Origin of the sequence: Algisphaera agarilytica (genome assembly GCF_014207595.1) — a bacterium.
GTDB classification, from domain to species: Bacteria; Planctomycetota; Phycisphaerae; order Phycisphaerales; family Phycisphaeraceae; genus Algisphaera; species Algisphaera agarilytica.
Map to the genome: position 1 here is coordinate 2,433,271 of NZ_JACHGY010000001.1, position 18,633 is coordinate 2,451,903.

Below are 18,633 nucleotides of genomic sequence, written 5' to 3' on the forward strand. Positions count from 1 at the left end.
GAACCGTCCCGCGCGTGGTAATCTCAACTGATCCAGTTCCGGGATATTCTGCCTCAGCTACTCTTGTAAATAAAACGCTTGGTATGGTAAATAAACAGATATTTCAATTGATGATTGCTTTATGCTTCTTGATTCCATCATGTGGAGATGGGGGCCAGCCAGGCAATACGTATTCGGTTCAAGGCCGTTATGTGGGGAACTATTCAAATGGTCAAGAAGTAATCGTGCTGAATCAGGATAATACGTTTACACAGACGTTCTCACGCAATGGGGTGACGCAACATTCATTAGACGGGACATGGGAGTTGCGTAATGAATCGATTGTTTTTAGCCCTTTTATAGTAGTCGATAGTTCACCTCCAAAACAGTATGGTCATGTGGAAGGGAGCCTTCACAAAAAAGGCGAAGTGATTTCTTTTAATCCAGATACAGACTATTTTATTAGAAAATCTCCGTGAATTTTGTATCTATCTTAATGAGGGGGCACGGTGTTTGTAGTACATGACGGTTTATTAGTTGCCGTAACTCAGGCAAGCATGCCTGACCTACGGGATGCAGGATTTCGTTTAGCGGGCGACGCGGAGCGTCCCGCGTGGTAACCTCAAACCGACTTATTCCGGGGCATTATGCCCCGGCCACCCCACACCCGATGGGAAGGAGCCGTGATGATCAAGTTTGTGATGATTTGCTACCGCAAGCCCGGCACGACGCGGGCCGAGTTTCAGGACTACTGGCTGAACCAGCACGCCCCGTTGTTCGGCAAGTTCGCCGATGTGTTCGGGACCAAGCGTTACGTGCAGTGCCACACGCTGGACTCGCCGATGAACGACGCGATCCGCGCATCACGCGGCATGGCCGGGGCCTGCGACGGCGTCGCCGAGGTGTGGTTCGAATCCGAAGAACAACTTATGGCCGCGATGAGTTCCCCCGAAGGCCAGGAGGTCGGGGCGACCCTCACCGCCGACGAAAACAACTTTATTGACCACGCCCGCTCCAGCGCGTTCATCGCGGTGGAGCATGAGTTGTGAAATTGAACTAGGTAGTGCATTTTAGTAGCGAATATTCTCAAACGTTGGTCTGGATAGATGAGTTGGCCATTATTGATTGAACGTGCTGTGTAATGAAGCGGAAAATATTCATCGTCTTCTCGTTTCCCTTATTGATCCTGCTTGTCTTGCTCGTATGGAATTTTGACGACATTCAAAGAGCATATCTGATTAGCGGCGACATCAATTTTTACGGAAAAATAATTGACGAAAGTGGTAAGCCAATTGTTGGGCATCAAGTGGAGTTCTCGATTTCGGAACCTAATTTTTTCTGGCACTGGATTGGTTACAGGAAAGCCCGACGTCGTATGGAATATGCCGAGACAGATGCAAAAGGTCTGTTTGCGCTTGAAGGCGAGCGAGGGATATGGATGGACGTTACGATTCGAAATACAGAAACACTCATTTTTAATCCTGAATCCATCGATCGAGTGAAAAAATACCCTGAGCAATTTAGAGAGAAGTATTTTAACGAGGTTATAAATGATGGCGGTGTGAGTAATAACTTCAACTTTAGTGGTTTCTCCGAAGCGCCCAAAGCCGGTTCGGGATCGAGTCCAGGTGAGCCGCTGATTTATACCGGGTACTTTTTGGAGAATATTGATCCGAGGCGTTAAATCGCCTGTGCAGGCACTTTATTCGAAGTGTGAAGAGGGCGCGGGCCAACTACATTAGTATCAGATCAATCGCGATTGTTTTATAGCGCAGGATGTAGGTCAGGCATGCCTGACCTACTGAGCCGATTTACGTTAGGTGGTAAAGCTGTGGTGTTTACGTGTATCACCGAATCCAATGGTATATTTCATCTAAGTCAACATACCTCCTCAACACCGGATGCAGCGTTGCGTGAACATGTTGCTGTCTTGCCAGTGGATGATGGCGTGGATCCCTTTGATGCGGAATTGGATTGGCTGCTCAAAGTGAGCGATGGGGCGACTGAGTTAGAATTAATTCCTGTTTCCGATTGTCCCGGTACATGGCTCTGGATAGACGGAGCGCGTCACCAACCACAATACAGCACCTACATCGTCCGCACGGATGTACGGGTCACCTAACCACTGGCTGGCAGTTGACCGGCGACGCCTGCGAGGGCTGCTCATAGGTGTGGCTAGACTACATCGCCATGGGATAGCTCAAGCTGTTTTCAGTGTGCTAGGATCAAGCGCATACCCGCACTCATCCGCGAGTTCTTTGAACTCGGCGATCTCGGCTTCAGTGAAGAGCAGGCCGCCGGCCTTTTCGCTTTCGAGCGAGGCGTGTTCTAAAGCGACCAGAGTCTTCGTGCGGCGTGCTACTCGGAGCGATACGCTTCCAGCCGCGCGAGTGCCGCGAGGTAGGGGAGGCTGTGGGCGATGTAGGCTTCGTCGTCGAAATGGATGGGCAGGTCGGTGGCGGGGGTGATCGGCTTGATCTTGAACTGGCGGCTTGCGGAGAAGCCGTTGCAGACCGAGCCGGGGATCTTGGTCCAGCTGCCGCGTGAGCGTTGGCCGACGCCGTAGACCATGCTGACGGGGAGGTAGGCCGCGGGGCCTTCGCCTTCGCCGCCGCCTTCGAGCTTGCCCACGTTCAGGCCCGCGATCCATTGCACGTTGGCCACGGCGATCTCGCGGAACTGCGGGTCGTCGAACAACTCGCCGAGTTCGAGAGCCAGGGAAGCGGTGAAGGCGTAAATGTTGTTGTGGCCGTGGTACCAACTCCCGAAATGCACCAGGCTGTGCTCGCGGTCGACCCCGGCGGGGAGGATGAGGAACGGACTGCTTCGGCAGGCGGGCAAGAGGTAGCCGTGGGCGAATCGGTGGAGGGTCTGTTTCCACCGCTCGGCATCGGGGTGGTCGGGCCACTCCCGGGTCATGTCGATCAGCGGCAGCAGGTAGTGGGGGTAGTGGCCGCCTTTGTTGTACAGCCGGCCTTCCTTGCTCCACGCCCCGCAGTGGATGTTGGCTTTCTCGGTGAAGCGGATGCCGTCGAATGAGTCGAAGTGGTCGTAGGTGTAGAAGTGGCCGAAGTACCCGTGCTCGGCTTCATCTTCGGGGACCTGACGTTGCATGAGCAGGTCGGCGTACGCCACGGCGCGGTCTTGGTAGTCGGCTTCTCCCGCACGGCACAACTCGAACGCGGCCCGGGTCATGGTGACCAGGTCACGCGTCATCCACTGCCCATCGGGAGGGGCCGAGCCTTTGGGCGCTCCGTGGACGGCGGCGAAAAAGTCTTGTTCGCCCACCGGGTCGACCGGGCCGTGGTCTTCGAGCCAGTCAAACGCGAGTTTGGCGCGTTCGAGGTACTCGGCGCTCTTCTCGGGGTTATGGGTTTGGATCAGCCGTGACACGCGGGCGAACACCGCGGCGGCTTTGGCGATGTTGCCGGTGACGACGTCGCGGTCCCGGTCTTCGTGGATGACCACGCCGCGCCCCAACCCCTCGACCTCGGCCTTGTCTTGCAGGCGGGCCATGTAGTCGCAGCCGCGGATGAGTTGGTCTTGGAGGAAGACGAGTTGATCTTCCGGCCCCTTGTGAGCGATCAGTTTGATCACATCAGCGATGCCGTCGACGCAGACCGCGTGGCTGCTGAACTCTTGCAGGTCGCTGCCACAGTCGCGCCAGCCCACGCCGGTGCGGGCCTGCTGCGAACGGGTCTTGAGGTAGTCCGACCCGATGACGGGGTAGCTGGCTTCCCAGAGCAGTTGTTCGCCGATGTCGATCGGATTGCTTTCGGCGATCACTTCGTCGCCATCGTGAATGTGTAGGGTGTATCGGCCCGGAGTAAGCACCGACGAGAAATCCGCCTCCCACCAATGCGCGGCCCACCGCTCGCCGTGCGCGACGAGTTGGCCTTGGTGTGCAAGGTCCGATGAATCGTCGTGAAGTGTAAAGGTCGCTTCGGTAGACAGGCGGTCCGGTTGATCGGAGCGGACCATCGCGACTTTATTGTCGGACTGGTCGTAGCCGATCTGGGAAGACATCACCCAGACCTCAGCGGTCAGAGTTGGAGATGTCATGAGCGATACCAGAGCCAGGCAGATAGTGATCCAGCGCATAAGTGGATCGCATTTATAGCAAAACGCGATCCGCGTTTACTAGGCGTTTTTTAGTATTTTCGGGTCGAAATCGTGACCGCACTCGTCGGCGAGTTCTTTGAACTCGGCGATCTCGGCTTCGGTGAAGAGCAGGCCGCCGGCCTTTTCGCTTTCGAGTGAGGCGCGGTATTCGAGTTCGCCGGGGAGGATGGTGCCGTTGTCGACGTTGCCGTGGCCGACGACATCTTCGATGACGGCCTTGACGTTGGCGGCCTGGTCACGGCCGCAGGCGAACGCTCCGCCGCTGACCGCATCCGGGTGGATGACCTGGAAGTAGAACGACGGGGTGGTCTTTTCGCCTTCGGTCCCCGCGGGGATGTCTTCGGGGCGTGAGCGGAGGGTGGGGAGGCTGCCGCCGATGAAGCCGCCGACGAGTTCGTTGATGAGCGACAGGCCGTAGCCCTTGTGTCGGCCGAAGGGCTGGAGGGCGTGGACCTGGTTGGGGTCTTGCGTGGGGTTGCCGTCCTTGTCGACCGCGGAGTCGGGGGGCAGGGTGAGCCCTTCACGTTTAAATTGTTGGACGCGTCCCATGGCGACGGTGGAGGTGGCCCAGTCGATGACGATGGGGTAGCCGATGGCGTCTTGGGTGGGGAAGCCCCAGGAGTGGGGGTTGGTGCCGAGGGTGGGGTGCTTGCCCATGAAGGGGACGACTTCGGCGAGGGCGGCGGTGCAGTTGGTGTAGGCGATGTAGCCGCGTTTGGCCGAATCCATGACGTAGCCGCCGCCCCAGAGGTAATGGAAGGCGTAGTCGACGGACACGATGCCGACGCCGTACTGGTCGGCCATCTTCTCGGCGGCCTCGATGGCTTCAAAAGCCACGGCCTGGCCGAGCTTGCGGTTGGCGTTCCACTGCTCGGCGGCGGCAAACCTGCTGGGGAGCTTTTCGATCTCCGCGCCGGGCACGCAGCCGGGGTTGGTCTCGTTGCCGCTGCCGAAGAGGTGGTCGAGGTGCAGGGCCTTGAGGGCGTTGTGCGTCTTGATGCCGTACCACGCGGTGAGCTGGCTGAAGCGGGCGGCCTGCTGGGCCTCGTCGGCGGTGTAGCCGCGGTGCTGGTAGGCGGCGGCGACGAGGGCGTTGTGAGATTCGATAGGGAAGATCAGATTCGACATGCGGGGAATGGTAGCAAAACCCGGGCGGGGCGGAGTTGCCGATTAAGGACTTTAAGACGGGGCCTCGGGCGGATTTGCCCGGCCGCGTCGGGCGGTTTGCGGCGGCCGCGGGGCCTTGGGTTTTGGGGCTGAAAGCCTCGCCTGCTGGATATCCGGTGGTACACTGAAAAGGTGTGAACTGGATCATGAAGCGGCTCGGGCATCGGTCGGGCCGAGCGAGGGAGATTGAGATGCGTTACCCCAGGATGCGGTTGGGCCTTGTTTTGGTCGCGGGTCTGATTGCGCTGCAGTCCGCCGTGGCGGGGGCGACGCCGACCGTTTGGAGCGGGCTGGACTTTGCCTTCACCAAGGCGAACGGGGCGGACCACACCGACCCCGCGAACCAGGACGCCATCACGTCGCAGGTCGAGTTGACCCGCGCGGCAACGCAGGGCTTGTTCAACATCGCCGCAGAATCCGGTTACAAGGCCACGTCCCCCGCGGGCACCGAATGGGCGTTCCTCCAAAACAACCCCGGCCAGTCCGAGCAAGACCTGGTCAGCACCAACTGGTCCCTGCTCAACTTCGCCGACTGGACCACCGCGCTGGGCGGCCGGGGCGTGCTGGCCGGGGCGATCCTCAACGGCCCCGGGGTGCTGCACCTCATCGACGAAGACATCTACCTCGATATCCAATTCACCGCGTGGGGTTTGCGGGGCAACGGCGGGTTTTCGTATCTGCGTTCGGTCCCCGAGCCTGGCGCCGGTCTGCTGGTGGGGCTGGCGGGCTTCGCCGCTCTCTCGCGACGACGTTGAACGCATCAACTTTTCGGTTCGGCGTTATCCCGCTTCGGGGTTCGCGTGGCGGTCGACCATCTGGCTCAGCGCTTTCCAACCCTCTAACTCTTGGGCGGTCAGCGAGGCCCGGCCCTGGGTCTTCAGCCGGTGTTCCACGGCCCGCAGCCATCGGCGTTTCTCGCGGGGTAGGTTCACCCGGTCGTTGACCACCAGCCCAGTGACGCGTTGCTGCTGGTGTCGTCTGACGACGCGGAGCTTGCCGCGGGTGTGGACGGTGTAGCCGTGGCGTTTGGCGGTGCGGCGGACGTGTTGGATCGTGCCGCGGACGTACTTCGGCCAGTCCTCGGGGTAGCTGACGGTGATGTCGTCGGCGTAGCGGGTGTAGGTGCCGTGGTGCGCCTCGACGTAGCGCAAGATCTGGGCGTCCATCACGTGGTTGATCAGGTTGCTCAGGCGCGGGCTGGTCGGGGCACCCTGGGGGAGCCCGCCTTCGTGGGTGCAGAGTTCGGTGAGCAGGGCGGCGGACTCGGCGTCCCAGCCGATGCGGCGGAAGTAGTGCTCGACACGCTCGGCCGTGGTGTTCGGGAAGAAGTCCTTGAGGTCGAGCTTGATCACCACCGCCTGCCCGGCGTGGAACGCGGCGTTGTGCGCGATCGACACGCCCGGCTCAAACCCGGTCGCGCACCAATGCACCTGGAGCTTGCGGAGCAGCCTGCGGTGGATCAGCCGTTGCAGGTGTTTGAGCTCGGGGTTGGGCGCGTGGAGCACGCGTGTGCCGCCGCGTTTCTTGGCGGTGGTGAAGCGGTGGTACCTGCGGTTGGCGGTTTGCAGTTTCTGCGCGGAAGTATCCAGACGCCGGGCGAGTTCGGCGAGGTCTTTGCCCCTACCCAGCCGGGTGCGACGGCGGTCTGTGCGGTGCGTTTCGTGGGGCTTGGGCAGCAGCGCGAGGCGTTGCAGCCACAGCACGATCGCGACGCAGATCACGACGACCGTCAGCACCGCGAAGATGATTGCGAAGAGCCACAAAAAGCCTTTCGCCGGGTTACCGGGGATCGGCCCGCCTTGCTCAGCATGGGCAAAGACGTGTCTTTGCATCATGCAGACTACCGAGTCTCGGAGGCCGCGACGCGACCCGGGCGACGAAACATCGCCCTACGCTCTACAGAGCTTCGCCAAGGCAGCCTGAATTGTACGGGATCGAATCGTTGCATAAATGCATCAATGCCCGCTGCACATCCCGCCGCAGCAACCGCCGCCCGCCGGTGGGCCGGTGCAGTCGGCGGGGTCGGGCTTCTTGGACAGCACCATGCCGGTGCCCAGCAGCTTCTCGACCGGCGTATCGGCGGGGGTCTTGCCCAGATCAGTTTCGGCGAGTTCACAGAGCTCGCCCCAGGTCTCGACGGTCGCGGACATGCCGTGCATCACTTCGAGGGTCTGGTGGTTGTCGGTGCAGTAGTATTGGTAGGTCGGCATGGCGGTCGCTCGGGCGGCGTGTTGGTGTTTCGATTCACAGCTCCGGAGTCCTTCATTGTACAAGCACCACCAGGCATCGATCGACAACGTCCGCCAGCACTTCGCCGACGACCCGGAGGTGACGGGCGTTCTGCTCGGCGGATCGATCGCCCACGGCAGCGCGACCGAGGCGTCGGACATCGACATCATGTTGGTGGTCGCCGACGAACGGTACGAACAGCGCAAGGCCGAGGGGGCGATCCATTTTTTCAGCAACGAGCTCGCGCCCTATGAAGGCGGGTACGTGGACGGCAAGTACACCAGCCGGGCGTACATGCAACGCGTCGCGCAGGACGGCAGCGAGCCCAGCCGATACGCCTTCCTCGACACGCAGGTGCTGCTCGACCGCGACGGCGGTTTGGACGCCCTCGCCCAACAGGCCTCGGCCTATCCCGACCAAGGCGTCGACGAACGCATCGCCGTGTTCTACGCCCAGCTCGAAGGCTGGCGGTGGTACTGCGGCGAAGCGCTGCGCCACGGCAACCCCCACCTGCTGAACTGGTCGGTAGGCCGACTGGTCCTCTTCGGCGGGCGGATGCTGCTGGCCCACAACCGCCTGCTGTTCCCGTACCACAAGTGGTTCCTGCGCGTGCTCGACGGGGCGACGGAGAAGCCCGACGGCATCGGGTCGCAGATCGACACGCTCTACCGCGAGCCGACCCAAGAACACATCGAGACGTTTTTCGAGTCGGTCCGAGACTTCCGCGATTGGCCCAAGCCCGCGACCGGCTGGCCCGCCCGGTTCATGGCCGACTCAGAACTCGCCTGGCTCAGCGGCCCGGTGGGCGTGGACGACTGGTGATTTGGGGCGACGATGCCGATCGGGTGTGGGGCGGATTGTCTTGAGGTAAAGTACTTCACCCGCTCGGCGTCCCGCCGATCTCAGCATCCGTTTCTCAGGAGTTTTCCGTGCAACACGACCCGTCCCAACTGCCCGTCGGGGTCACGCCCACCGACCGTCGAAAGTTCTGCCTCAACGCCGACTGGCGGTTCGTGCTCGGCGGCGAACAGGACGGCGCCGCGTTGTCCAAGCCGGGTGTCGACGTGGCGAACTGGGAACCCGTCAGCATTCCCCACGGGCTCAAGCTCACCTCGCTTGAGCTTGACGGCTGCACCGACGGCAAAACCCAGCCGACGTTCCTCCGCGAGGTCGGCTGGTACCGCCGGGAGTTCACGGTCGATACGACGGGCGGCTCGCGCGTCTTCCTCGAGTTCGAGGGCGTCCACCAAGTCACCACCGTCTGGGTCAACGGCACCGAGGTTGGGCTTCACGATCTGGGCGGCTACACGCCGTTTCATTTCGATGTCACCGACTACATTGATCGCGACGGGACGAACGTCGTCGTGGTGAAAGCCGACAACACCCAGCGGCCCGATGTCCCGCCGGACCCGGGGCCGTTCGACTACATCAAGTTTGCCGGGCTGTACCGCGATGTGTATCTCGTGCAAACGCATGATGTGCACGTCGGTTTTGCGTGGGACAAGAAGCTGGCGGGCGTGAGCGTGACGACGCCGACGGTGAAGAAAGACTCCGCCACGGTGAGCGTGCGCACCACGCTGACCAATGCCGGGGATGCACCCGCCGAGGCGACGCTGCTCACGCGCATCGTTGATGCGGACGGCATCGTCGTCGCCCGTTTTGAAGAATCCGCCACGGTGCTGGGCCAAGGCGATCACACGTTCTTCCAGACCGGCGCGATCACCGAGAACCTGCGCAAGTGGTCGTGTGACGATCCCTACCTCTACCGCGTGCACACGCTCGTCAGCGTGGACGGTAAGGCGGTGGACACCTGCGAGACGCCGCTGGGCGTGCGCACCATCGAGCTACGTGAAGGCGTGGGCTGCCTCATCAACGGCGAACCCACCATGCTCATCGGCGTGAACCGACACCAGCACTTCGCCTATGTCGGCGACGCCATGCCCAACAGCCTCCACGTGCAGGACGCGATCCAGCTCAAGGCCCGCGGGTTCAACATCATCCGCCTCGCCCACTACCCGCACGACGATGCGTTTCTGCAAGCATGCGACGAACTGGGCATGCTGGTGTACGAAGAGGGGCCGAGCTGGATCCAACTGGAAGATCAGCCGTGGCGTGACAAGCTCGAGCTCGTCACCCGCCGGGCGATCCGCAACCACCGCAACCACCCCTGCGTCGCCTTCTGGGGCGCGGGCATCAACCACCGCGGTACGATCGAACAGCTCCACACCGCGTGCAAGGAAGAAGACCCCACCCGCCTCACCGGCTCGAACCACGCGCCGTGGACCGGGCTGCAGAGTGCGGGCGTAGCGGACTTCTTCACCACGATGGACTACCACAACGACCCCGAGCCGGATGAGCTCACCTTCGCCAACGAGCACATGTCCACCTGGACCGGCGAGCCCAACCAGGAACTCATCTCCCGCTACCGCGCCTCGGCCAACCGCTTCGCGATGGCGGCGTGGACGGCCCATGCGTACTACACCTTCCACGACCCGCCGATCGAGTCGCGCGCCCGCACCCGCGGCGGCATGATGGACATCTTCCGCATGCCGTTCCCGGTGATGGACTGGTGCCAGAGCGAACTGACGACCGAGCCGATGATCGCGCTGGGCGAGCACTGGCTGCCGGGGCTGACCAAGTTGCGCGTGTTCAGCAACGCGGCCGAGGTAGAGCTGCGCGTGAACGGCAAGCTGATCGCACGGCGAACCCCGGATCGCGACGAGTTGTTTGCGAACCTCGTCTCGCCGCCGTTCACGTTCCCCGTGGTGTACGAAGACGGCGAGATCGAAGCGAAGGCGTTTGATGCCGAAGGCAACGAAGTCGCCTCGGTCTCGGCACGCACGCCCGGCCAACCCGCGGCGATCCGCCTCGTGGCCGACGACGAAGGCCGCACGCTCGTGGCCGACGGCAGCGACTTCGTGACCTGCTTCGCCGAGGTGGTCGATAGCCACGGCCAACGCGTCTACGACGCCGACGGCCTGGTGACCTTCGACGTGCAGGGCCCCGGCGAAGTCATGGGCGACGAATCGATCGACGCCAACCCGATGGCCCCGTGGCAGGGCGTCGCCGCGTGTCTGCTCCGCTCCGGCAGCGAGCCGGGCACGATCACACTCACCGCGACCGCCGACGGCCTGACCTCCGCACAGATCACGCTCGACACCGTGGCTTGGCAGCCCGATGAACTCCTCGCCCACGCCAAGCCGATCTACGACCACCCCGTCGTCAAGGTCGACCTCGGCGGCCCCGGCCAACACATCCAGCCCGAGGGCTGGCAGGGTTGGACCGACGACACCGAGCAGGGCCCGAGCTCCTACGACCTGGGCGACGGCGTCACCGCCATCGTCGAAGCCATCAGCGCCACCGGCACCGCCAAGCTGCACTGGCGTGGCGAAGCCAACACCACCGGCCCCCTGGGCTTCGTCGCCGAGGACGGCGTCTCGCCCATCGGTGCATCGGATGCGGGCCTGCGTTTCACCCTCGCTGGACTCAAGCCCGGCCGCTACCAACTCGGCACCCTCCACCACGCCCCGGCCCACAACAGCGACGTCATGGACATCGCCGACCGCGAAGAGGGCGACAGCATGGGTGCTCCCGCCGAGGTGTTGCACCTCACCGATCCCGATGGCGGAGTGGCCGCGGTCATTCAGACCCAGGGCGGCCGAGTGCCGCGTCAGGGTGCAGGCCGTGGTGTGACCACGTTCGACGTGACCGCCGCGGATGCAGTGTCCACGTTCGAACTCCGCGCTGTCGAGCCCGGCCAATCGCTTTGGCTCAACGGGTTCATGCTGCGGCAGTTGCCGGGTTGAGATTGAGGCTGAGGCGTACCGGCGTTCTAAACGCGAGGGGATTGTGCACTGGCCCATGCCAATCCTTGCCAACGGCATCACCGCCATCTTGTCTATTTTGACAATCAGGTGTTTTACTTAGAAAACACTTGCTGTGCTGTCTTGGTGGGCGTTTATGGTGTCGGGGATCGCGGTTTGCTCGACGCCTGTCTCATATCAGCTCAGGGAAAAAGATGCCCCATCGCCACCTGCTCGTTGCCTTGCTCGTTGCTGTGTCCACGCCGGTATGTTTGCAGGCTCAGGTCCAATTATCCAACACCGCACGCTTCGGCATTCTCAACGATCCGAACAATCCCTTTGATACCGAGCCCGACCCCAATGCGCAATCGGCCCTCTACACCGAGCGCTTTCTGCTGAACTTTCCTGAGTTGCGACCGTTCAATCTGGTCGAGGAGCTTGAACGTGAGCTGAATGCCAACACACCCCAGCCGCCCGCATTCGAAGCCTACCGTCAACAGTCGCGGTTGGTTTCTAACAGTTTGTTCGAGGCAAGCATCGGCAACGTCAACGGCGACCTCGACGCCATCCCCGACGACTTTCGCGAAGACCGCATCTACGGCACCGGCCCGGGCGATCCGAATTCGTTTGATGAAGCGGGTGGTTCGGTCGGCGGGTTCGCGGGCAAATTAGTCTCGGGTATCCGCACGCCGGCGGGCTCGGTGAGTAGCAACGATCAAGAAGTGCGGACACGTATCAAAGTCCAAAACACCGGCCCGACCGAGTCTTCCAGCGCACTGGCGCTCGATCTGAGGTTGAAATCACTTTTTGAAGCCCAGCCCAATGTGTGGGCGAACGAAGCAGTCAGCATCAACCTTTTCGATGTCGATGAAGGCGAGGGTTTGCTGCCCGGTTCACAGCGATCTAGCGAGCTCTACGACACGGTCCCCGGAGGGTTTGGTTCGCCCAGCTTCGGCACGCTGTTCAGTGAAGATGAATTCAGCTTCCCCGAATCCAATGAAGTCAGCCGCACCGCGTCGGGTGAATTCGGGATTGATTTCACGCTTGAGCCGGGCCAGGAAAAAACGCTCGAATTTGTGCTGACCTTCTACACCCAGGTCAGTAACGGCTCGGAGTTCCCCGCCCAGCTGGACAACACCCAATCGCTGGACTTCGCGCTCAACATCTTCGGCGACGGTATCGAGGTCGAATATCTCCCCGCCCCCGAGCCCGCTTCGCTGGCGCTGCTCGTCTTGGGCACCACGCTGGTCGTGCGTCGTCGGCGAGCCTAAGCAGAACTCTAGTTCTCACACAGACCGAACAACGAAAAAGCCCGCACATGATCGAAGTCATGTGCGGGCTTATTGTTTCGAGACGGTGCGAAGGTTTCTTCGCCCTCACGCCAGCCGTAGGCCGCGGAGCGGAACGCCTTACGCCTTGAGCTGCGGGCGATCGGGCTCGGGCCAATCGACGTGGAACTTCTGGCCGCGGGGCTTGTCGACGCGCTCGTAGGTGTGGGCGCCGAAGTAGTCACGCTGGGCTTGCAGCAGGTTGGCCGGGACGACCGCCGAGCGGTAGCCGTCGAAGTAGGCCAGCGCCGAGCTGAAGGCCGGGGTCGGCACGCCGTTGAGCACGGCCAGGCTGACGACCTTCCGCCAGTTCTCCTGGCAGCGGTGCAGTTCCTTCTTGAAGAACGGGTCGAGCATGAGGTTTTGCAGCTTCGGGTCCTTGGCGTAGGCCTCGGTGATCTTCTGCAGGAAGCGGGCGCGGATGATGCAGCCGCCGCGGAAGATCTTGGCGATCTCGCCAAAGTTCAGCTTCCAGCCGTACTCGTTTTGCGCTTCGGCCATGAGCTGGAAGCCCTGGGCGTAGGCGCAGATCTTCGAGCTGTAGAGGGCGTCGTGGATCGCTTCGATGAGGGCCTTCTTGCCGCGGACGGGCTTGGTGTTCTTGGGGCCCTTGAGCTTCTTGGACGCGGCGACGCGCTCTTCCTTGATGGCACTGAGGCAGCGGGCGAACACGGCCTCGGCGATCGCGTTGGCGGGGATGCCCATGTCCAGGGCGCTGGTGCTGGTCCACTTACCGGTACCCTTTTGGCCGGCCGCATCGAGGACGATGTCGACGAACCACTTGCGCTTGTTGGTCGGGTCTTTCTGCTGGAGGATGTCGGTGGTGATTTCGATCAGGAAGCTGTCGAGCAGGCCTTCGTTCCACTGGCCGAACACTTTGGACATCTCGTCGGGCTTCATGCCCAGGAGGTCCTTCATGAGCTGATAGGCTTCGCAGATCAGCTGCATGTCGATGTATTCGATGCCGTTGTGGACCATCTTGACGTAGTGGCCCGCGCCGTCGGCGCCGATGTGGGTGGTGCAGGTCTCACCTTCGGTGATCGGCACGCCCTTCTTGTAGTCTTCGTAGGGCTTGCCGGTCTTGGGGTCGACCTTGGCGGCGATGGCTTCCCAGATGGGCTTGAGCGACTTCCAGGCTTTCTTCGAGCCGCCGGGCATGAGCGAAGGCCCGAAGCGTGCGCCGAGCTCACCGCCGGAGACGCCCGAGCCGATGAACTCGTAGCCGGCCTTGGTCAGCTCTTCTTCACGGCGGATGGTGGCGTTCCAGTTGGAGTTGCCGCCGTCGATGATGATGTCGCCCTTATCGATCAGGGGAAGCAGCCCGGCGATGGTCGCGTCCACCGCGTCGCGGTCGTGGGGCAGCACGGCGGTCGACTGCACGAGCAGCACTATCTTGCGGGGCTTGGCGATGGACTTGACGAAGTCCTTGAGCTCGGCGAAGCCGACGACGCGCTCGGCCGAGGGCTCGTTTTCTTCGCAGTCCTTGATGAAGGCTTCCATCTTGGAGGTGGTGCGGTTGTAGACGCTGACCTTGTAGCCGTGGTCGGCCATGTTCAGGACGAGGTTCTGGCCCATGACGGCCAGGCCGATGAGGCCGATGTCGGATTGGTTGGATTTCTTCTTAGCCATGTGAAAGTGTGCTCGGGTTAAAAAAGGCTTTTACGCCAAGACGCCAAGTTGCCAAGACGCCAAGAAGAGAACTCTTCCTGGGGTTCGCCTTGGCGTCTTGGCGCCTTGGCGTCCTGGCGGGTTACATCGTCGTTGATGTGGAATATACGGGACTTTAGAACTTGTTGGCCTGGATAAAGTCGTCATTTCCAGACAAGAAGTTTACAAGATTCAGCGTCGCCCGCATGGCCTGCCGGCCGACGGACTCCAGGGTCCGGCTGCCGATGTGGGGGGTCAGCATGATGTTGTCGACGCCCTGGTAGGGGTGGGGCGTCTGCATCGGCTCGACGTTGACCACGTCCGTGCCGTAGCCGCCGAGCTTGCCCGCTTTGCAGGCCTCGGCGATGTCCGATTCGTTGACCAGGCCGCCGCGGGCGGTGTTGATCAGGATGGCGGTGTCTTTCATCTGCTCGATCAGGGCGGTGTTGATGAACCCGCGGTTTTCTTCAGTCAGGTTCATGTGGAGGCTGATCACGTCGGCGGTGGTGAGGACTTCCTCGGCCGAGTCGCATTTCTTGACGCCGTACTCGTTGGCGAAATCTTCGTCCCAATACAGGTCGTAGGCCATCGCGGGCATGCCGAAGGCGGCGCCGCGTTTGATGACTTCCTTGCCGATCCGGCCCATGCCGATGATGCCCAGGGTCTTGCCCGCCAGTTCGCTGCCGGTCTGACGTTTCCAGTTGCCCGCCTCGACCTCGCGGAGGTGCATCTTGAAGTGTTTGGACAGGCCGATCATCAGGCCGAAGGCGTGCTCGGCGACGGTGGTGTGGTTCACGCCGGGGGTGAAGAGCACGGGGATCTTCTTTTCGGTGGCGTGGGGGACGTTGATCGAGTCGAGCCCGATGCCGTATTTGGCGATGACCTTGAGCGGGGTGGGGGCGGCGAGCGCGGCGTCGATGACGTTGGCGGTGATCTCGTCGTCGCCGTTGAGCAGGCCGTCGAAGCCGCCGTGCTTCTCGACGAGTTCGAGCATCTCGGCCTCGTGGAGCGGGCCGCGGGCACGGACGATCTCGAAGCCCGAGGATTCGAGCTTGGCGTGGTGATCGCCGGGGGTGTCCTGATAGCTGGTGGTGGTGAGGAGGATTCGCATGGCAGGCCTTTCGTCAGGGAGCGTCGTGTCGGGCATTCGAGCCGGACGGGTCCGCTCGTTGATGCGCACGTCCCTCCAGACACCTGCCTCTGAGCGATTCCTGAGATGAAGCGGAAAACGCGGGGAATCAGAGGGGGCCGACGACCTCCGTGCGGGAGATAGAGCCCAAGAAAATACGCCCGGAGCCCGCCAGCGTCAAAATCGGGGGCAAGGAAAACCCCCCGTCAGCGGAAAGCCGAGCGGGGGGCTGTTCGTTATCAAATTGATGGGGTGGTTGCGGGGCCGTAGCCTCGGCCTTACTCCGTGGCGGTGTCGCCGCCCTCGGCCTTGTCACCCTTCTTGCCCTTGCACTCGCCATCTTTCTTGCACAGCTCGATTTGCGACTCGGCGGGCTTTTCGACTTCTTCTTTCTTCTTCTTGCCCTTGTCGCAGAACTCAACCTGCGATTCGGCGGGCTTCTCGACGTCGCCCTTCTTGCCCTTGCACTCGCCGTCTTTCTTGCACAGCTCGAGCTGGGACTCGGCGGGTTTTTCAACCTCTTTCTTCTTCTTGTCGCCCTTGTCGCAGAACTCCACGGCCAGCACGTCGTCGCCGGTAGAAGGGATCACCAGGCCGCTGGCCGGGTTCACAAGGCCCAACAGGGCAACACAAGTCACGATCGAGGCAAGAAATTTAAGCATCACAACTCCTGGTAAATTTAGTGGGGGTCACCCAATCCTTGAGAAAAGCTAAACAATTGAACCTAGAGACCTTAGGCGGTGTCTAACTGAGGTTCAACGTCCCGTGTAGACATTTATTGCGGCGGGGTGGAAAAATATTTCCCAAACCGCCCAGCCCCTCAATCCGGGGGCAGGTCCGCCGCCAAACGCCCGTTGACCAGCGTGACCACCCGGTCGGCGGCCTCCGCCACCTTGTCGTCGTGGGTGACCAGGACCATGGTCTGGCCCTCGGCGTGCAGCTCGTGGAACAGTTCCAGGATCGACCGGCCGGTGTCCGCGTCGAGGTTGCCCGTCGGTTCGTCGGCCAGCAGCACGTCCGGCTCATTGATCAACGCCCGGGCGATCGCCACCCGCTGACGCTCCCCGCCCGACAGCTTCGCGGGGCGGTGTTTCATCCGGTCCTTCAGCCCGACTCGCTCCAGCAGCGACTCGGCCCGCTGCTTGATCGCGCTCTTCGTCCGGCCATCCTCCGCGATGAGCCCGCCGATCAGGACGTTCTCCACCGCGTTCAGCTCCGGCAGCAGGTGATAAAACTGAAACACCAGGCCGACGTGCGTCCGGCGGTAGGCGTCGATTTCCTTTTCGGGCAGTTCGTGCAGGCTGGTCCCGCGGTAGAGGATCTGCCCCTCGGTCGGGGTGTCGAGGCCGCCGATGAGGTGCAGCAGGGTCGACTTGCCCGAACCCGATCGGCCAAGGATGGCCAGCTTCTCGCCCACCGCGATCGACGTGTCCACCCCGTCAAGGACGCGCAGCTCGCGCCCGCCTTCGGTAAAGGTTCTGCCCAGGCCGCGGGTTTCGAGGATGGCTTCACTCATAACGCAGCGTCTCCACGGGTTCGAGTGACGACGCGATCAGGGCCGGGATCAACGACCCGATGACACAGCTCACGATCATCCCCACCGAGACCAGCGTGATCTCCAGTGGGTCGATCCGGTCCGGGATCCGATCGAAGAAGTAGGTCTGGGGGTCCCACATCACAAAGCGGATGTTCTCGTTCAGCCACGCGTAGACCTGGCTCATCGAAAGCACGACCACCAGGCTGGGGAGAAACAGCAGCAGCGCACCGAGGGCGGGGATGCGTTTGATCCAGAACACCATCCGCCGCTGCCGGAACCCGATGAGGATGGCCAGGATCAGGCCCAGCACCGCGCCGAGGACGGCGCTGCCGATCAGCAGCGACGTCACGCCCAGGTAATGGCCCAGGAAGTGTTGCACGAGGTTCAGCGCCCGGACCACGCCGACGCCCAGCGCCGCGCCGCCGACCGCGCCGATCACCCCGATCGCCAGACCGTAGCCGACGAACAGCCCGAGGATGCCTTTGCGGGTGGCGCCGATCGCCCGGAGGATGCCGATGTCGCGGGTCTTGTCCTGGATCAGGGTGTAGAACGTGGTGGCGACCATGAAGATCGCGACCAGGCTGATCACCCCGAAGAGGAAGCTGACCAGGTTCTTTTCGTTTTTGACCGCCCCGATGATCTGCCCGTGCACATCTTCCCAGGTCAGCGCCCGGGGGCGGGCCAGCAGCAGGTTGTCCTGTGCATCGTAGAAATCGGCGATCGTCTTCTGCACGCGGTTGCGGGCATCGAGCACCTCGACGCCCGGGGCGACCTTCAGCACCAGCCGATTCGCCCGGCCGGGGATGACGATCTCCTTGCCACCCAGCCCGGTCTCGGGGTCGAAGCCCTCGGTGTCGAACCCTTTGCGCTGGTCCATCGCCAGCATCTTCTGCAGCGTGTCGAACGGCACGAACACGTACTGCCCGTCGATATCAAACAACCCGCTCTTGAATTCGTTGACGACGACAAACTCCCGCCGTTCCTGCTCCAGCGAGGCCGTGCCGCCCGAAGTCAACGGCACCACGGTCAGCGCCATCGGCGCCCGCGCCCAGGTGCTGTCGATGTTGTAGTTGCCCAGCTCGTCGCGGTAGTGGTACGGGTTCACCTCGATGCCGATCAGCGCCTCAGGCAGGCCCTGGCGTTGCCCTTCTTCGTCTCGGCCCGGGTCGATCGGGTGCTCACGGGTGATCTGCTCTTTGATCTGTTGGTAACGCTTGCTGTCTTCACCCAGGATTTCTTTGGGCAGTTCGAGCAGTTCGTCGGGCGTCCACATCAGCGTGTGTTTGTAGCCGACGATCTCTTCGAGCTTGGCCATGTCCACGCCCTGCACGCGGACGGGCTTGGCGTTGTCGCGGAAGTTGATCAGTCCGTAGGTCTCGATGAGCGGCGTGCCGTTCTGGATCTCGGGCAGTTCGAGGATCGCTGCGAGCAGTTCTTCGTATTGCTCGAAGCCCTGCAGCGAGCCCTCGACGATGACGTCGCCGGTGAGGTTGCGGGCCGACTCACGGAACTGGTCGAGGAACCCGCCCATCACGCTCATGACGATGATCACCATCGCCGTGCAAAGCATCACCGCCACCGCCGCGAACAGCGGCGCGAGCTTCCGGCGGAGGTACTTCAGGATGAGCAGGAGCTTGTACATGGAGGTAGGAAGTTTAACCGCGAAGGCGCGAAGAGCGCGAAGGCTAGTCA

17 protein-coding genes are annotated in these 18,633 nt (G+C 62.0%); 8 read left to right on the forward strand and 9 right to left on the reverse strand.

Annotation, left to right across the window (positions count from 1 at the left end; all coding sequences use genetic code 11):
- The first annotated feature begins 14 nt into the window (after window positions 1–14).
- From HNQ40_RS10515 to HNQ40_RS10530, 4 genes are all read left to right on the forward strand, one after another.
- Complete coding sequence (locus HNQ40_RS10515; protein WP_221435483.1) at window positions 15–458, forward strand: hypothetical protein; 444 nt, start codon at window positions 15–17, stop codon at window positions 456–458.
- 207 nt (window positions 459–665) lie between these two features.
- Complete coding sequence (locus HNQ40_RS10520) at window positions 666–1,028, forward strand: EthD domain-containing protein (protein ID WP_184677793.1); 363 nt, start codon at window positions 666–668, stop codon at window positions 1,026–1,028.
- A gap of 92 nt (window positions 1,029–1,120) precedes the next feature.
- Window positions 1,121–1,663: a hypothetical protein gene (locus HNQ40_RS10525; RefSeq protein WP_184677794.1), complete on the forward strand. Its 543-nt coding sequence runs from the start codon at window positions 1,121–1,123 to the stop codon at window positions 1,661–1,663.
- A gap of 105 nt (window positions 1,664–1,768) precedes the next feature.
- Complete coding sequence (locus tag HNQ40_RS10530; protein WP_184677795.1) at window positions 1,769–2,101, forward strand: hypothetical protein; 333 nt, start codon at window positions 1,769–1,771, stop codon at window positions 2,099–2,101.
- Window positions 2,102–2,337: 236 nt separating this feature from the next.
- Here the strand turns inward: HNQ40_RS10530 and HNQ40_RS10535 are convergent, their stop codons facing one another.
- Window positions 2,338–4,080: a glycoside hydrolase family 9 protein gene (locus HNQ40_RS10535; protein ID WP_221435485.1), complete on the reverse strand. Its 1,743-nt coding sequence runs from the start codon at window positions 4,078–4,080 to the stop codon at window positions 2,338–2,340.
- A gap of 39 nt (window positions 4,081–4,119) precedes the next feature.
- A complete protein-coding gene (locus HNQ40_RS10540; protein WP_184677797.1) occupies window positions 4,120–5,229 on the reverse strand; it encodes an Ldh family oxidoreductase in 1,110 nt (369 codons plus the stop codon).
- A 230-nt stretch (window positions 5,230–5,459) separates the two neighbouring features.
- Between HNQ40_RS10540 and HNQ40_RS10545 the strand changes: the two genes are divergently transcribed.
- Window positions 5,460–6,023 carry a PEP-CTERM sorting domain-containing protein gene (locus tag HNQ40_RS10545; RefSeq protein WP_184677798.1) on the forward strand — a complete coding sequence of 188 codons (564 nt, stop codon included), beginning with the start codon at window positions 5,460–5,462 and terminating at the stop codon, window positions 6,021–6,023.
- A 24-nt stretch (window positions 6,024–6,047) separates the two neighbouring features.
- Here the strand turns inward: HNQ40_RS10545 and HNQ40_RS10550 are convergent, their stop codons facing one another.
- Together HNQ40_RS10550 and HNQ40_RS10555 are read right to left on the reverse strand one after the other, a co-directional pair.
- On the reverse strand, window positions 6,048–7,103 hold the full coding sequence (locus HNQ40_RS10550) for a reverse transcriptase family protein (RefSeq protein WP_184677799.1): 1,056 nt from the start codon (window positions 7,101–7,103) through the stop codon (window positions 6,048–6,050).
- A 120-nt stretch (window positions 7,104–7,223) separates the two neighbouring features.
- Window positions 7,224–7,478, reverse strand: a complete 255-nt coding sequence (locus HNQ40_RS10555; RefSeq protein WP_184677800.1) for a zinc ribbon domain-containing protein — start codon at window positions 7,476–7,478, stop codon at window positions 7,224–7,226.
- Between the two features lie 55 nt (window positions 7,479–7,533).
- On the opposite strand from HNQ40_RS10555, the gene HNQ40_RS10560 reads away from it, so the two are divergent.
- From HNQ40_RS10560 to HNQ40_RS10570, 3 genes are all read left to right on the forward strand, one after another.
- The gene (locus HNQ40_RS10560) at window positions 7,534–8,319 is read left to right on the forward strand and encodes a nucleotidyltransferase domain-containing protein (protein ID WP_184677801.1); all 786 of its coding nucleotides are present in this window, start codon (window positions 7,534–7,536) and stop codon (window positions 8,317–8,319) included.
- A gap of 107 nt (window positions 8,320–8,426) precedes the next feature.
- Window positions 8,427–11,303, forward strand: a complete 2,877-nt coding sequence (locus tag HNQ40_RS10565; protein ID WP_184677802.1) for a glycoside hydrolase family 2 protein — start codon at window positions 8,427–8,429, stop codon at window positions 11,301–11,303.
- 128 nt (window positions 11,304–11,431) lie between these two features.
- On the forward strand, window positions 11,432–12,571 hold the full coding sequence (locus HNQ40_RS10570) for a PEP-CTERM sorting domain-containing protein (RefSeq protein WP_184677803.1): 1,140 nt from the start codon (window positions 11,432–11,434) through the stop codon (window positions 12,569–12,571).
- Between the two features lie 138 nt (window positions 12,572–12,709).
- On the opposite strand, the gene gndA is transcribed toward HNQ40_RS10570, so the two are convergent.
- From gndA to HNQ40_RS10595, 5 genes are all read right to left on the reverse strand, one after another.
- Window positions 12,710–14,257, reverse strand: a complete 1,548-nt coding sequence (gene gndA, locus HNQ40_RS10575; RefSeq protein WP_184677804.1) for an NADP-dependent phosphogluconate dehydrogenase — start codon at window positions 14,255–14,257, stop codon at window positions 12,710–12,712.
- A gap of 154 nt (window positions 14,258–14,411) precedes the next feature.
- Window positions 14,412–15,386, reverse strand: a complete 975-nt coding sequence (locus HNQ40_RS10580; protein ID WP_184677805.1) for a phosphoglycerate dehydrogenase — start codon at window positions 15,384–15,386, stop codon at window positions 14,412–14,414.
- A 296-nt stretch (window positions 15,387–15,682) separates the two neighbouring features.
- A complete protein-coding gene (locus tag HNQ40_RS10585; protein ID WP_184677806.1) occupies window positions 15,683–16,066 on the reverse strand; it encodes a hypothetical protein in 384 nt (127 codons plus the stop codon).
- 158 nt (window positions 16,067–16,224) lie between these two features.
- Window positions 16,225–16,920 (reverse strand): ABC transporter ATP-binding protein, encoded by a 696-nt coding sequence (locus tag HNQ40_RS10590; RefSeq protein ID WP_184677807.1) that lies wholly within the window; start codon window positions 16,918–16,920, stop codon window positions 16,225–16,227.
- Complete coding sequence (locus tag HNQ40_RS10595; protein WP_184677808.1) at window positions 16,913–18,583, reverse strand: ABC transporter permease; 1,671 nt, start codon at window positions 18,581–18,583, stop codon at window positions 16,913–16,915. Before HNQ40_RS10595 ends, HNQ40_RS10590 begins: the two co-directional genes overlap by 8 nt.
- Window positions 18,584–18,633 lie beyond the last annotated feature (50 nt).

What these genes read in the sequence shown, in the direction of transcription:
- HNQ40_RS10520 (WP_184677793.1), top strand. Translation starts at nt 666, where the DNA reads ATGATCAAGTTTGTGATGATTTGCTACCGCAAGCCCGGCACGACGCGG.
- HNQ40_RS10525 (WP_184677794.1), top strand. Translation starts at nt 1,121, where the DNA reads ATGAAGCGGAAAATATTCATCGTCTTCTCGTTTCCCTTATTGATCCTG.
- HNQ40_RS10530 (WP_184677795.1), top strand. Translation starts at nt 1,769, where the DNA reads ATGCCTGACCTACTGAGCCGATTTACGTTAGGTGGTAAAGCTGTGGTG.
- HNQ40_RS10535 (WP_221435485.1), bottom strand. Translation starts at nt 4,080, where the DNA reads ATGCGCTGGATCACTATCTGCCTGGCTCTGGTATCGCTCATGACATCT.
- HNQ40_RS10540 (WP_184677797.1), bottom strand. Translation starts at nt 5,229, where the DNA reads ATGTCGAATCTGATCTTCCCTATCGAATCTCACAACGCCCTCGTCGCC.
- HNQ40_RS10545 (WP_184677798.1), top strand. Translation starts at nt 5,460, where the DNA reads ATGCGTTACCCCAGGATGCGGTTGGGCCTTGTTTTGGTCGCGGGTCTG.
- HNQ40_RS10550 (WP_184677799.1), bottom strand. Translation starts at nt 7,103, where the DNA reads ATGATGCAAAGACACGTCTTTGCCCATGCTGAGCAAGGCGGGCCGATC.
- HNQ40_RS10555 (WP_184677800.1), bottom strand. Translation starts at nt 7,478, where the DNA reads ATGCCGACCTACCAATACTACTGCACCGACAACCACCAGACCCTCGAA.
- gndA (WP_184677804.1), bottom strand. Translation starts at nt 14,257, where the DNA reads ATGGCTAAGAAGAAATCCAACCAATCCGACATCGGCCTCATCGGCCTG.
- HNQ40_RS10580 (WP_184677805.1), bottom strand. Translation starts at nt 15,386, where the DNA reads ATGCGAATCCTCCTCACCACCACCAGCTATCAGGACACCCCCGGCGAT.
- HNQ40_RS10585 (WP_184677806.1), bottom strand. Translation starts at nt 16,066, where the DNA reads ATGCTTAAATTTCTTGCCTCGATCGTGACTTGTGTTGCCCTGTTGGGC.
- HNQ40_RS10590 (WP_184677807.1), bottom strand. Translation starts at nt 16,920, where the DNA reads ATGAGTGAAGCCATCCTCGAAACCCGCGGCCTGGGCAGAACCTTTACC.
- HNQ40_RS10595 (WP_184677808.1), bottom strand. Translation starts at nt 18,583, where the DNA reads ATGTACAAGCTCCTGCTCATCCTGAAGTACCTCCGCCGGAAGCTCGCG.